Here is a 13,685-nt window from a genome sequence, read left to right as displayed (position 1 = left end):
GATATCGTCTTGGGTGCGGCCAAAAAAGTTTGGGGGTTATAGAATAATTTATGTCCGATTATCATTATCAATACAGCTTGTGCAGTGTGCCGGCGTGGGTGATCGGCTCCCGCGAATTCAACGCCAGTCCTACGCCGTTAAGTGTCCATGGTGTACGAGCTACCCATGCCCATTTTTTCAAAAAGTTGGATAGTCTCTCCAGCTGGGAAGAAAGGGCAAGGATATTCCAAGATTATATGGATGTTGCGTTTCATCTTCATCAATGGCGAGAAAAAGATACTGCTGGTGGACAACTCAGTCTAAAACACAGTTACCTGGGTTTTCTCCGGGGCTGGCTTTTTGATGCTGATTCCGTTGAAGGTGCTGTCTTGAAGGGATGGGTGCAAAACAGGATGGGGTTGCCCCCAACCTATCACGGCGGCCTGATCAAAGGGAAAGAGAGCAACGCGTATTTATCATACCTGAAGGATCGCATGAAAGGTTCAGCGCGAACCAACGGTATTTTTTCCCAGCTAGATCTTCTCTATGAATTTGTTCAGTACGAGATGACACGCCGCGATCCCGACACCACTCACATCACCCTTTTCAGAGGTGTTCATGGGTTTTACGATCATGACATACTTGAATGGGATGGCAAGAAAGGTAAAGGGGTGGTCCGGCTCAATAATCTGAACTCCTTTACCCATGATTTTGAGCGGGCCTGGGAATTTGGAACATTTATTATTGAAGCCAGGGTTCCTGTTTCAAAAATTTTTTTTGATGGCGCTTTTCTCCATGCCGGGATACTCAAGGGGGAGGAGGAAGTGTTGGTCATTGGCGGTGTGTACGATATTTCCAGGCGAATTATATAATTTAGGGAAACCATCATTCATGCAATCGGTTCGGATACCTGACAGAAAACAAATTGTGGAGAAGGCAAAAGGGGCCTTTGTCGGTCTTGCTGTTGGAGATGCCTTGGGGGCGACTACCGAGTTCATGACGCCCGAGGAGATCAAATTACAATATGGTGTGCATAAACAGATCATTGGGCAAGGATGGCTGTATCTCAAAGCCGGTCAAGTGACAGATGATACTGAAATGTCGGTTTGTATCGGACGGGCCATTCGAAATTCCCAGGGATGGAATCTTTCCGCCGTTGCAGAGGAGTTTGCCAATTGGATGAGAGGCAGGCCAGTTGATGTCGGCTCCACATGTGCCAGGGGAATCAGAAACTACATCCTCAACCAAACCCTTGAAGCAGAACCGAGTCGATGGAGTGCCGGAAACGGAGCCTTGATGCGCATGCTTCCCGTTGCACTTTACACTTTGGGGAATGAAGCCTCCCTTGCTCAATATGTGGTGGAACAGGCCCACCTGACGCACAATAATCCGCTGTCTGATACGGCATGTATCTTTTTTGGTCGTCTGCTTCATGACGCCATGATGGGCGCCACATTGAGTCAACTTCGGATCCATACCGACGAGTTTGTGGCTAAACATCCGGATTTTCGTTATCAACCGTATCCGGGTAAAAGCTCTGCCTACGTTGTGGACACGGTGCAGACCGTTTTCCATTTTCTATTTTCAACGGCCACTTTTGAAGCGTGCCTCATTGGTACGGTAAACCAGGGGGGGGATGCGGATACCACCGGCGCATTGGCCGGGATGCTCGCCGGTGCTGTCTATGGAGTCGATGGAATACCGAAACGCTGGTTGAAACGGTTAGATTCCCGTGTTTATTCAGAGGTGAGTGAGTTGTCGGAATATTTGGTGGACCACTCTCCGGTACTTTTAATGTAAGGAAGGAAATTATGAAATATCAGCATGTATTCAACGACGGGTCAGTGTGCGACCTGCCAGTGGGAAAGGTGGTTTGTGTTGGTCGCAATTATGTGGATCATATCAGGGAACTGGACAATCCCATGCCCACGGAGCCTATTTTGTTTATCAAACCGTCAACATCGCTGCAGCCGATCAGCCAGCCGATTGTGATCCCTGATTTCACCAAGGACTGCCACAATGAAACGGAATTGGCCGTGTTGATCGGCAAGGAGATCAGCAGGGCAGGGCGGGAAGAGGTCGAGGCTGCCGTTGCCGGTTATGGGATTGCATTGGATCTGACCCTGCGGGATATCCAGAAACAGCTCAAGGAGAAAGGTCTGCCCTGGGAAAAGGCAAAAGCATTTGACGGTTCATGCCCTATCTCACCTTTTATTGGACCTGACAACCTTCCCAACCCCCAGGATACGCGGTTGAAACTGGAAGTGAACGGCCAGGTGCGGCAGGATGAGAGTACAAAGCTGATGATTAACGGGATCTTTGACTTGATCGCCTACATGTCCGGTTTTTTTACCCTGTTACCGGGAGATGTCGTGCTCACCGGAACCCCGGCCGGTGTGGCCGGGTTGAAATCAGGTGACAGGCTGAGGTTGGCGCTTGACGGCCGGTTTGGCTTCTCCGCATCCGTTGTCTGAGATGGATCACCGGAACGGCTGAATGCGGCGGTGATGGGCGGGTGGCCATCACCATAGCTGTTTAAGAGCCTGTTTGGTAATTGATGAATCGGCTGTATTTTCATGAAATTTCGCTTCGACTCTAATGACCAAACAGACTCTATAAAATCAGTTCAAAGTATGTTCCCAGCGTTCTTCTGTCAAATTTTTTCCCCAGACCCGGCCGGCTTTGGTTTCAGCCAGGGTGAAGCCGGCGGCGGCATAACGGTGCGGGCGGAATGGAGAAAATCAATGATCCAAAGCATAAGGGTTTTAAACCCTTTGTCCCGGGCGAACCGGACCGCCTCGGTGATGAGTTGCCTGCCGATGCCCCTGCCCCGTGTTTTGGGCTCGACGACGAGCCATCTGATCTGGGCTGTGGTATCATCTTGCCTGACCACAGCCACGGATCCGGCAAACTCCCCCCGGGTTTCGGCAATCCAGAGATGGTCCTTTTCTGAAAAATGTTCAATAAATCCGGCCATGCCCCTGGCCACATAGGCGTCTTGTCCCTCCGGGGTCAGGTCCAGCTGATAACCATGGCAACATCTCCTTAATTGGCAGCAGGGACTTGGAAAAAACAAATTCTCATTTGCCGGGACTGGTTTTCAATACCTCAGCAGCATCCTTGACCCGGGTCTGGTCCAGTAGACGGCGGGCATACGCGCTTGCCCGGGAAAAACTTGTCTCCATGACAGTGGCTTGGACCCTGGGCAGGAATTTGGGGTCCACACTGAGGGTGGTGATACCCACGCCGATCAGAAAGGGGATGTGGTCTGGATCATGTGCCATCTCTCCGCACACGGACACGTCAATGCCGTGGCTGACAGCTGCCTTTACAATGTTTGCAATGCCGCGGTTCACGGCGGGATGGTAAGGGATATAGTAGTCGGCCACCAGTTTGTTGCCCCGGTCCGCACCCAGCATATACTGGATAAAATCATTGGTGCCGATGGCAAAAAAATCTGCCAGTTCTGCAAATTCATCTATGGTGGCAAGCACTGAAGGCAGTTCAATCATCATGCCCACGTCAGGATCGCTTTTGTGGGGCACACCCTCCTGGGTCATCTGACGGATACATTGCGTCATTACCTGTTTTGCCGCCAGAAATTCGTCAATGGAGGATATTAATGGAAACATCAGGCGGACCTTTTCCCTGCCATGGGCAGCTCTTAAAATGGCTTTTATCTGGGCCCGGAAAATCTGGCGGTGCTTCAGGGAAAAGCGAATGGAGCGCAAACCTAAGGCCGGGTTGGCCTCCTGGATAAAATCAGTGTGTTTTATGACTTTGTCTCCGCCGGCATCCAGGGTGCGCACCGTTGTGACGGTTCCGGGTTCAGTCTTGTCAAACAGCCCTTTATAAATGAGGTATTGTTCGTCTTCCGAAGGAAAACCGGACCGGATCAGAAACGGGAATTCCGTACGGTAAAGGCCAATGCCTTCAGCTTTCAGTTCCCGGGCCAGGGGAATTTCACTGAGCAGGTTGATATTGGCAAGCAACCGGATGCGCCTGTTGTCAAGGGTGTAGGTGGCAGGCGGCATCTCCCGGGTTTTTGCCCGGTTCTCAGCCTCCTGTTTGGCCTTGAATATGGAAAGGGTGTTGTCGTCCGGATTGATGTAAATATTGCCCTGGCCTGCATCCAGCAGCAGCCGGGTGGTGTCGGGCAGATCTATAAATACAGGGTCATCGGCAATGATCAGCGGGATGGACAGGGACCGGGCGAGGATGGTGACATGGGAGGTGACGCCGCCGCCCACCAGCACAATGCCCCGGATGCCGTCGGCGGTGAGTTTCATTATGTCCGAGGGGTAAATGTCCTGGGTAACGAAAATAGTCCCCCTGTCAGCGGCTTTGGGCGTATGCACGGCCTTGAGATGGGACAAAAGACGTATGCCCAGGTCCTCAACATCCACGGCTTTTTCCTGCATATAGGCATGGGGATTATCTGAGAAAACTTTTATGTATTTCAGGGCGACCTGTTGGATGGCTGCCACAGGAGAGAGGCCCTGTTCTACCAGTGCTTTCATTTTTCCGGTGAAATTTTTGTCCTTGAGCATCATGAAATGGGCAGTGAAGATCAAAGATTCGCTTTCCGGAAGACTTGCGGCAAATTTATCCTGCAGCTCCTTTAATTCATCAATGGTTTTTTCCACGGCAGTTTGAAAATCAGCCAGGGAATAGGTGATATTGGATGTGTCTTCCTCAAACAGGATGGCTTTGCGTTTTCTTCTCGAAGGCCGGATCGTGCCAAAGGCTAAGCCGTATCCGTCGGATTTGCCTTTAATAAACCCAGGGAATGTTTTTGAAATGGTGTCTGCATCATCGCTTAGATCCCCCGGCTCAGATGCCAGGGCCATAAGCAGTCTTGCATTTTCAATGGCACCGGCCAACTGGGTGGCGGCCGTTCTCAATGCACGTTCATCAAGCAGGGTAAAATGGTCCATTTCCCGTTGCTGGACCACCAGAACGCCGATTTTTACCACTCCCCGCCGGATGGGAACACAAAGAAAAGAATTAAATGGCTCTTCTCCGGCATTATCAAAATATTTGAACCCAGGGCTTGTTCTTGCGTTTCCCACCCGCAGAATCTGGTCCCGGGAGAAGCACTGGCCCACCAGGCCTTCTCCGGGCAGCATCCGGATCCGATTAACGGCTTCGGGCTTCAGACCCCGGGTGGCTTTCAGAACCAGCTCGTTGGAACGGGAGTCAAAAAGATAGATGGAGCAAACATGGGCTTTAAGGTGCTTTGCCACAAGTTCGCTGGCACCGGTCAGAAATGCTTCAATGTCCGATCCGCTGGTGATGATGGAGGCAAGTTCCCCCATGTCGAACAGAAGGTTGAGATGGTCAGGTGCTTTTTTATTCATATTTTTTTGTTGCTCCACAGGGGTTATGCCTGCCCCCCAATGCAAATGTATTCATAATACCCAGGCCCTAATCTAATTTGAAACAGTTCAAGATTCAACGAAAAAAGACAGGCACAAAACAGTTTGGGTGAACTGTAAACCGGTTTTCAAAGGTCGGATTATGCCGCCTTATTTTATTTGTTCCGAGTTTTAATTCTATACTAACAAATGAGTGGTAAAAAGTGTTGGCTAATGAGAATTTATAACAACCTGATGCCAAGCCAATTATTATTCCGGATATTGAAACCAGGCGGGTGTTGCGCATTAGAATGCTTCAATATCGGTAAAATAGGGCAGGGAGGGCTTACCTTTGAGTATTGTTGGAAATCTTCGGCTGCGTTATGTGTTTGGTTTAAGTGCCATTGCCATTCTTGTGACAACTTCTTTTTTTACCATGCAGCATCTCATTTCAAAACAGCGTGATTTTTCCCAGCTGATCAATCTTGCCGGGCACCAGGCCGGCCTGACCAACCGCATTGCGTATTTTGCAAGCCTGATGGCTGCCACTGATGATGAAACCGAGTTCAACCAGGCCCGGAGCCAGGTGGGTCTGACCATTCATAAAATGCAGGCTGCCCACAAGGCCTTAAAGGAAGGCGATAGTGAAACCCGGATTCCCAAAGTGACCAATGAAGCCCTGGAAACCATTTACAAAGACCCTAGGATGGGGCTGGACTCTGCCCTGCAACGGTTCCTGGAACGGGCCCGAAAGGTGTATGAAACAGATATGGACAGTTTGTCCATTGGATCCATTGACTATATATACCTGGTCAATTACGGCCCCCATGTGCTTGACCCTCTTTTGGATGCAGCGGTTGACGAATATGAACGCATAGGCAGAGCCGCCATTGTCAAGATAGAACGGTTTGAAGGGATTGTATGGCTGGCAGCCCTGGCCGCTTTGCTTCTGGAGGCTTTTTTTATTTTCAGGCCTTTGGAAAAACAGGTGCGCCAGGCCCTTAACTCCCTGCAGGCCTCTGTGACCCAGCTGACAGACACCCAACAGCGTCTGGTGGAAGCCCAGAAGCTTGCCCTGGTCGGGGACTGGGAGATGGATGCGGCCACCGGGGCATTAAGCTGTTCCGATCAGATCTATGAGATTGTGGGAAGGCCCATGGGCTCTGTTGAAATGACCAGTGAAAATGTTCTTAAATTTATCCATCCCGATGATAAAAACATTGTAAAAAATCAGTTCAATGCCCTTACTCAGAATCCGGATGCATTGAATATGGAGTTCCGGGTGATCCGGCCGGATGGGACTGAACGGCTCGTGTATCAGCAGGCCGCCTCTGCAAAGGGCAGTGATGGTAATGTGGTAAAAATTTCAGGTACCATCCATGACATCACCGAACGCAAGGAGCTGTCAAACAGACTGGATAAGCTGTCCCGGCATATCCCCGGATTTATTTTCCAGTATAAGCGTGACAGGAACAAAACCGGGTGCATGCCCTATGTCAGCCGCGGGGTGCAGCAGACCTGTGGGGTCAGTGCCGATGTGATTCAGGATGATTTCCGGGCTCTTTCAGATCTTGTATATGAAGAAGACCTGCAAAAGGTCAGGGACAGCATTGATGCTTCGGCTATATCTTTAAGAACCTGGAAGTCCCAGTTCCGGATCAGGCATCCGGAAAAAAAAGAGGTCTGGCTGGAGGGCCATGCCACGCCGGAGCAAATGATGGACGGTGGCACGTTATGGTATGGCTATGTCTGGGATATCACCGAACGAAGGCAGGCTGAAAACCGGATTCGACGTCTGGCCCTTTATGACGCACTGACCGGCCTTGCCAACCGGCGCATGCTCATGGACAGACTCGCCCATGCCGTTGCCTTGTCCGGCAGGAAAAAAGATTATGGTGCCGTGCTCATGCTGGATCTGGATAATTTTAAAAGCCTGAATGATACCAAGGGACATGATACCGGGGATGCCCTGCTTGTGGATGTGGGCAGACGCCTTGGCAGCTGTGTCCGGGAAACAGATACCGTGGCCCGCCTTGGCGGTGATGAATTTGTTGTGCTTCTGGAGTGCCTGGGCAGTGATGAGACATTAGGCCATGACAAAGCCATGGCTGTGGCTGAAAAAATCAGGTCGGAACTGAACCGGCCCTATATTCTGGGAGATGACCAGCATGTCCACCACACCAGTGCCTCCGTCGGGGTGGCCCTTTTCCACGGCAGGGATCGGGATGAAAGCGAGGTGCTCAAACACGCTGATGTGGCCATGTACGAGGCCAAGGACCTGGGCCGCAACCGTATCTGTTTTTACTCCCAGGCCCGCCAGGCCATTGTGAACACCAGAAGCGCCATGGCCCTGGATATGAAAACCGGCCTGGATAACGGCGAATTCTGTCTGTATCTTCAGCCCCAGGTATTGAACAACGGTATGCTTTGCGGGGCAGAGGCCCTGCTCAGATGGCTGCCCCGGGATAAGCCGCCTGTCAGTCCGGAAGCTTTTATTCCTTTGGCCGAAAGTACCGGCCTGATTCTGCCTTTGGGGGAATGGGTTCTCAAGCAGGCCTGCACCATTGTCATGGATATGGAAAAATACCAGCTCCCCGAAAATTTTGCCCTGGCCGTGAATATCAGTGCCCTGCAGTTTGCCGAAGAAAATTTCATTAAAACAGTGAAAAGGGTGTTTCATGAAACCGGTGCCACACCGTTACGACTGAAATTTGAACTCACCGAAACCAGTCTTGTCCAGGATATGGGACGTGCCAGAAATATTATGAAGGAACTTCGCAGCATGGGACTGCAGGTTGAGCTGGATGATTTCGGTACCGGGTATTCTTCGCTGAACTTCATTAAAAACCTGCCCCTGACCGCGCTGAAGATAGATGCCTCCCTTATCCGCGGCATTGAGACAGATGAGTCCAGCAGAGCCATTGTCCGCGCGGCCCTTGCCATGGCCCGGGCCATGTCTTTGAAAACCATAGCGGAAGGGGTGGAAACCCGAAGCCAGATGGATTACCTTGTTGCAGAGGCGTGCGATATGATCCAGGGCTACCTTATCGCAAAACCCATGCCCTATGAGGCGTTTATCTCCTTCCTTGGCCGGAAATTAAAAACCGCATGAACCGGCGGCTTTTGTAAACAGCCCCAGCGCCAGAATAAAACTGACAAGCTCGGCAAGCGGCACGGCCATCCAGATGCCATTCACCCCCAGAAAGTGCGGCAGAGCGATAATACACAGTGCAATCAGCAGGCTTCTGAAAAAAGAAAGTGCCGCCGAAATTTTGCCATTTGAAAGTGCGGTAAACATGGCTGAACCAAAGATGTTGAAGCCGATAAACAGAAAGGCGAGCGGGAAAATCAGAAATCCGGCTCTGGCGATGGTATATACCGTGGACCCTGGAGGTGAAAAAATTCCTGCCAGCATGCCGCCGGACACCAGAGTGACGGTGGCTGTGGTGAGCGACGCAGCGCCTGTCACACCCAGGCAGATCCCAATGATTTGTTTGAGTTTGCCTTTGTCACTGCGGCCATAATTATAGCTGATTACCGGTGCGACACCCATGGAAAAGCCAATGAAAAATGTGGAAAGCAGAAATTGCGTATATATCATAATGGTGATGGCTGCCACACCATATTTGGGTGCTTGCGCCTAGTTTTCCCAGCAATGGGTTGAGGAAAAGCAGTCCGCTGGCAGCTATAACGATCCCTGTCATCGCAGCGGTGGCAACAATAAGAGAGAAATTGCAGCGGGCTTCACTGAGCTTGTTGTTTCCCATCTTGCGTGCGATGAGCGCACTTGCGCCTGTGGCAAGCATGGTGGAAAGTCCAACGATGAGGTTTATTACAGGTGTTACAATATTGATGGCGGACAGGGCATCAGTGTTCACCCCTCTTGCAACAAAAATGATGTCCACAATTGTGTACAGGCCGAAAAAAAGCATCATGAAGACCGTTGGAGAGGCAAAACCCAGCAGCATGCATGCATTGAAATCTTTTGCCAGAACATTCCCCGCTGTTTGTGTGTCTATGGCTTCAGAAGACATGAGTGTTGGGCAAGAACATTTTCTGGGTCGGGTAGCCGAACTCCACAAGGTGCTCCCCCCCGGTGAAACCAAAAGCCGTCAATGTCCTGCGGTGGCCCGTATCTGCCCGGTCTCCCCGGCGGTAGGTTGTGGTGCTGATTACCTGATGTCCGGTCATTACACTCATGGCTTTGGCAAGGTGTGTCTGCATGATTCCGCCGTGGCGATAAAACGGATGTATCCCCAGAAAATCAATGTTGCCCGACGCGGGAGAGAGCATCATGATCCCTATGGCGCTATTTTTTTCCTTCATGATAAAGGCGTGCTGCCTGGCTATATATTTTTGCAGTGTTGCCGCATGTTCGGTTTCGTTCAAGCAGGGAAAGCCATCCACCACCAGCCGCACCAGGTGCATCCAGGCGGTTGTATCCTCCTTTCTGGCTGGTCGAATAAGGCTATCCGCAGAGCGTTTAACGGTTAAATGCATGTCATGGACAGGCGCTTTGACTTCAAATCGCATCTGAAGCGGATAGAATTCCCTGTTTTGCCTGAACCTGCCGGGAGGGAATTTGTACATGGCTTTAAAAATCACGGCAAATGCCTGCTGGCTCTCATAACCTGATTGCAGGGCAATCTCCAGAATGGGCAGTTCCGAATACACAAGCTGTCTTGCCGCTTCTGTCAGCCGCCGTCGCTGGATGTATACATGCATCGGAACCCCCACCGTTTGGGTAAACAGATGGTGAAGGTAATAACGAGAATAGCCAAGGCGCCTGGCTACCTTCTCAAGCGCCAAAGATGTTCCGAGATGGGTCTCAATATGGTTGATCGCGGCAATGATTATTTCTATGGGCTTCATGGCGTTGGTCTGTAAGTGATAAACAATAAAAATCGTCTGGTTTATACTTTATATTGAAACAGAAAGATTGCCCGAGATAACGACGAGCCGTACTGATATGTGCGATTCCGGCTCAATTTTTTATCGATCAAAAAAAAGCTGAACAGGCAGCCATATATCCATTATGAAAGGGTAGACGAAAAGGAGTATGGTCATGCCGGCATTGATAAAACAACAAAGATTCTGTGGAAGAAATTTTTCAACATCTTGTTGCATAAAACCTTGTCGTCTTTTTTATCCATTGATTTTGTGTTATTTTGGTTTTTCTGAATGGGTTAATGGGTTAAAAAAGGACTGAAAATGAGAAAAGAAAATATCCTGGTGGGAGTACTGGTGGTGCTGGCGTTAGGTGGAATATATTTATATACCCGGCCTGCGCCGGATTTGGGTACCCAGGTAACCAACGTAAACATTGAACCGCTTGCTGGTGAAAATCAAACCCTGCAAAGTTCATCAATGGCAGCGCCCAAAGATATTTTTTGGAATGACTATGCCCCAGGCATGGCCATGGCCGTGAAAGAAGGTAAAAGTATTTTTCTTTATTTCCATGCATCCTGGTGCGGATACTGTGTTAAATTGAAAAAGGAAACCTTCACGGATGACCGGATCAAAACCTACCTGAACGACCATTTTGTCAGCATTGGCGTGGACACGGACAAACGTGAAACGCTGGCCCGGCAATGGGGGGTTCGGGGACTTCCAACCCTGTGGTTTCTGGAAGCGGACGGAACAAAAATCAATAATCTGCCCGGATTTGTCAATGCAGATCAGCTGCTCACGATTTTGCAATATATTCACACCCAAAGTTACAACACCATGAATTTCCAGGAATATGTCCAACAAAAAAAATCCTGATCCAATCTTCTGAAGAATTCCTGCTTGAATATCTGATGCGATCTATGATAGCGCAAAGATAAATAAGGACAGCGCAAAGAAAGCGTTGATTGGTTTTTATTTCAGGAGAATTGAATATGATACGGGTCGGCATTATTGGCGGGTCAGGACTGGATGACCCTGATATTTTAGAAAATTGTGAAAACATCAAGGAAGACACCCCCTATGGTCTGCCTTCATCAGATATCATGGCCGGGCAGATCAACGGCACCCGGGTACTGATTCTGGCAAGACACGGCCGCAAGCACCAGTACAGCCCCACCCAGGTGAACAACCGGGCAAATATACATGCCCTGAAACAGGCCGGTGCCACCCATATCCTTGCCACAACTGCCTGCGGCAGCCTGAGGCAGGAAATCGACCGGGGTCATTTTGTGATCCTGGATCAGTTCATTGATTTTACCCGGTTTCGTAAAAATACCTTTGCCGACTCTTTTGAACAGGGCGCGGTTCATACGGCCATGGCCCATCCCTTTGATCCGTGCCTGCGCAATGTGCTGTACAACTCTGCCGCGGATCTGGGGCTGAACGCCCATGACAAAGGATGTGTCGTTACCATTGAAGGCCCCCGGTTTTCAACCGTGGCGGAATCCAATATGTTCAGGCTGTGGGGCGCGGATGTCATTAATATGTCCACGGCACCCGAAGCCATGCTGGCCAATGAGGCGGGCATCCCTTATGCAGCCGTGGCCATGTCCACCGACTATGACTGCTGGAAACAGGATGAAGCCCCGGTCACCTGGGAACAGATTCTTTCGGTGTTCAATAAAAACGCCGATAATGTCAAACAACTGCTCATCAAGGCTGTTTCACAAATAACCCCGAATATGTGCGTATAGGAGAAACAAAAGACCATGGATTTAAAACAGATTATCAGAAACATTCCGGACTGGCCCATCAAAGGGGTCATTTTCAGGGACTTGACCACGCTGATGCAGAACCCCGAAGCATTTAGAGAATCCTGCGATATCCTTTACGACCGCTACAAGGACAAGGGCCTTGACAAGGTCGTGGGCATTGATGCCAGAGGCTTTGTGTTCGGTGCTGTGCTGGCCTATCGCCTTGGTATCGGTTTTGTCCCGGTGCGCAAAAATGGAAAATTGCCCCACAAAACCATTGAGCAGAGCTACAGTCTTGAATATGGCGAAGGCATCCTTGAGATGCACGAGGATGCCGTTACTCCCGGCGAAAAAGTGGTTATTGTGGACGATCTCATTGCAACCGGCGGCACTGTGGGGGCCACGGTCAAGCTGGTAAAGCAGCTTGGGGCTGATCTGCTGGAATGCGCCTTTATTGTGGAACTGCCTGATCTTAAGGGCCGGGATCAGATTCCCGGCTGTCCTGTGTTCAGTATTATTGAATTTGAAGGAGAGTAATGTCCTGTTACTAAATTTAAAGGGAGAAAGGGGGGCAGATTCATGAGAATTAACTTTATTCATTTGTGTTTACAGGTGACTGTTTCCCTGGTCCTTTTGTTTTTTTTTATTCCGGCAGGATGCGGGCTCAACACGGCCGGACATATGACGCACAGTCCGGTACTCATGGAACAGTACCGGGAAAAGCTGCTCCCTAAACAGTTATCATACTTTTACTGCGGCAGGGAAAATCTGCCCGATGCTGTGGTGGGCATTGACCCGGCCTATACCTTTGAAACAAAATTCTGGTTTCCCATTGAATCCGGTCCGGACCTTTACAGCAAGATCGACCATTTAAGTAATCTGGAACCCGGCCAGGACAGAATGTACGCCAGGGAAATTATTGGTCCGGCAGGCAACACCATAGGTGTGTGGTTCTCCTTTTATTATTCTACAGGTGTGACTGTGGATGATGCCAATCACAGGATTCAGGTGTTCAACCCTTACAGGCCTGAATCCAGGCTTTATTTTTTTTGACTATTTAAGACTTGGGAACGTCTGCCATGCTCAATCTGATCAAAAGCAACCGCATGGAGAATCTGGCCCAGGCCCTTTGCACCGTAATCGGCAAGGGTCCTGGCAATCCTATTGCATCCGAATTCATCGGTATCCAGTCCCGGGGTATGAGACAATGGCTTTCCCAGGTGATTGCACGTTACTTCGGGGTGTGCGCCAATGTGCGGTTCATGTTTCCCCGGCAGATGCTTGAATATATCCGGGAGCAGATCTGCAAAAGCCAGGGGGAAAGCCTTTCAGAACCGGGTCTGCTGAACCGTGACATGATGGCCTGGGGGGTTCTGGATGCACTCATGGCCAATGAAGCGGAACCGGTCCGGGTAGACAGGAGCTTTCCGGGTCCCGGAACATATCTTGAACATGATGATACCGGCACCAAGGCCATGGCGTTAAGCCGCAGGATCGCGGGCGTGCTGGATGATTACCAGGTGTATCGTCCGGACATGCTGGCTGCCTGGGGCAGGGGAGAAAATTGCGAATCAGAGGCCCCCCATGCCTTGTGGCAGGCGGTTTTGTGGCAAGCCCTCATAAAAAAAGGCATGTCCCTGCCCGACCAGATGCAGGCTTGTGTTGCCGCAATTGAATCCGGTACTGTCAATGCACAGGCGTTGCC

Annotated in this window: 14 protein-coding genes; 9 read left to right on the top strand and 5 right to left on the bottom strand. The window is 50.3% G+C overall.

The genetic code is table 11. The features are described 5' to 3' along the window. Nucleotides 1-50: 50 nt before the first annotated feature. From AB7U36_RS01685 to AB7U36_RS01675, 3 genes are read left to right on the top strand one after another with little or no spacing between them, the layout of a single operon-like run. A complete protein-coding gene (locus AB7U36_RS01685; RefSeq protein ID WP_428158071.1) occupies nt 51-851 on the top strand; it encodes an NAD(+)--dinitrogen-reductase ADP-D-ribosyltransferase in 801 nt (266 codons plus the stop codon). Between the two features lie 55 nt (nt 852-906). Further along, nucleotides 907-1,779 carry an ADP-ribosyl-[dinitrogen reductase] hydrolase gene (gene draG / locus AB7U36_RS01680; protein WP_428158070.1) on the top strand — a complete coding sequence of 291 codons (873 nt, stop codon included), beginning with the start codon at nt 907-909 and terminating at the stop codon, nt 1,777-1,779. Nucleotides 1,780-1,790: 11 nt separating this feature from the next. Then, on the top strand, nt 1,791-2,453 hold the full coding sequence (locus AB7U36_RS01675) for a fumarylacetoacetate hydrolase family protein (protein ID WP_428158069.1): 663 nt from the start codon (nt 1,791-1,793) through the stop codon (nt 2,451-2,453). Nucleotides 2,454-2,632: 179 nt separating this feature from the next. Here the strand turns inward: AB7U36_RS01675 and AB7U36_RS01670 are convergent, their stop codons facing one another. Continuing rightward, nucleotides 2,633-3,055, bottom strand: a complete 423-nt coding sequence (locus tag AB7U36_RS01670; RefSeq protein ID WP_428158068.1) for a GNAT family N-acetyltransferase — start codon at nt 3,053-3,055, stop codon at nt 2,633-2,635. A gap of 4 nt (nt 3,056-3,059) precedes the next feature. Further along, nucleotides 3,060-5,339 (bottom strand): phosphoenolpyruvate--protein phosphotransferase, encoded by a 2,280-nt coding sequence (ptsP, locus tag AB7U36_RS01665; protein ID WP_428158067.1) that lies wholly within the window; start codon nt 5,337-5,339, stop codon nt 3,060-3,062. Nucleotides 5,340-5,688: 349 nt separating this feature from the next. Here ptsP and AB7U36_RS01660 point away from each other — a divergent pair, with 349 nt between their 5' ends. Next, nucleotides 5,689-8,448: an EAL domain-containing protein gene (locus AB7U36_RS01660; protein WP_428158066.1), complete on the top strand. Its 2,760-nt coding sequence runs from the start codon at nt 5,689-5,691 to the stop codon at nt 8,446-8,448. Here the strand turns inward: AB7U36_RS01660 and AB7U36_RS01655 are convergent. From AB7U36_RS01655 to AB7U36_RS01645, 3 genes are read right to left on the bottom strand one after another with little or no spacing between them, the layout of a single operon-like run. Next, nucleotides 8,434-8,937, bottom strand: a complete 504-nt coding sequence (locus tag AB7U36_RS01655; RefSeq protein WP_428158081.1) for an MATE family efflux transporter — start codon at nt 8,935-8,937, stop codon at nt 8,434-8,436. The two genes, AB7U36_RS01660 and AB7U36_RS01655, sit on opposite strands and share 15 nt — an antisense overlap. After that, on the bottom strand, nt 8,861-9,370 hold the full coding sequence (locus tag AB7U36_RS01650; RefSeq protein ID WP_428158065.1) for an MATE family efflux transporter: 510 nt from the start codon (nt 9,368-9,370) through the stop codon (nt 8,861-8,863). Before AB7U36_RS01650 ends, AB7U36_RS01655 begins: the two co-directional genes overlap by 77 nt. After that, a complete protein-coding gene (locus AB7U36_RS01645; RefSeq protein ID WP_428158064.1) occupies nt 9,360-10,208 on the bottom strand; it encodes a helix-turn-helix transcriptional regulator in 849 nt (282 codons plus the stop codon). Before AB7U36_RS01645 ends, AB7U36_RS01650 begins: the two co-directional genes overlap by 11 nt. Before the next feature lie 339 nt (nt 10,209-10,547). Between AB7U36_RS01645 and AB7U36_RS01640 the strand changes: the two genes are divergently transcribed. The 5 genes from AB7U36_RS01640 to AB7U36_RS01620 form a co-directional block, all read left to right on the top strand. Continuing rightward, complete coding sequence (locus AB7U36_RS01640; protein ID WP_428158063.1) at nt 10,548-11,102, top strand: thioredoxin family protein; 555 nt, start codon at nt 10,548-10,550, stop codon at nt 11,100-11,102. Between the two features lie 116 nt (nt 11,103-11,218). After that, on the top strand, nt 11,219-11,980 hold the full coding sequence (gene mtnP, locus AB7U36_RS01635; RefSeq protein WP_428158062.1) for an S-methyl-5'-thioadenosine phosphorylase: 762 nt from the start codon (nt 11,219-11,221) through the stop codon (nt 11,978-11,980). Nucleotides 11,981-11,995: 15 nt separating this feature from the next. Beyond that, complete coding sequence (locus tag AB7U36_RS01630; protein ID WP_428158061.1) at nt 11,996-12,517, top strand: adenine phosphoribosyltransferase; 522 nt, start codon at nt 11,996-11,998, stop codon at nt 12,515-12,517. A gap of 42 nt (nt 12,518-12,559) precedes the next feature. Beyond that, entirely contained in the window at nt 12,560-13,033 is a 474-nt protein-coding gene (locus AB7U36_RS01625; RefSeq protein WP_428158060.1) for a hypothetical protein, read from the top strand. Nucleotides 13,034-13,044: 11 nt separating this feature from the next. Further along, nucleotides 13,045-13,685: exodeoxyribonuclease V subunit gamma (locus AB7U36_RS01620; protein ID WP_428158059.1), on the top strand; the 641-nt coding region annotated here is incomplete at its 3' end.

The organism is Desulfobacter sp., assembly GCF_050177295.1.
The sequence above is the reverse complement of the archived record's forward strand: the minus strand, read 5'-3'. Positions and strand labels throughout refer to the sequence as shown.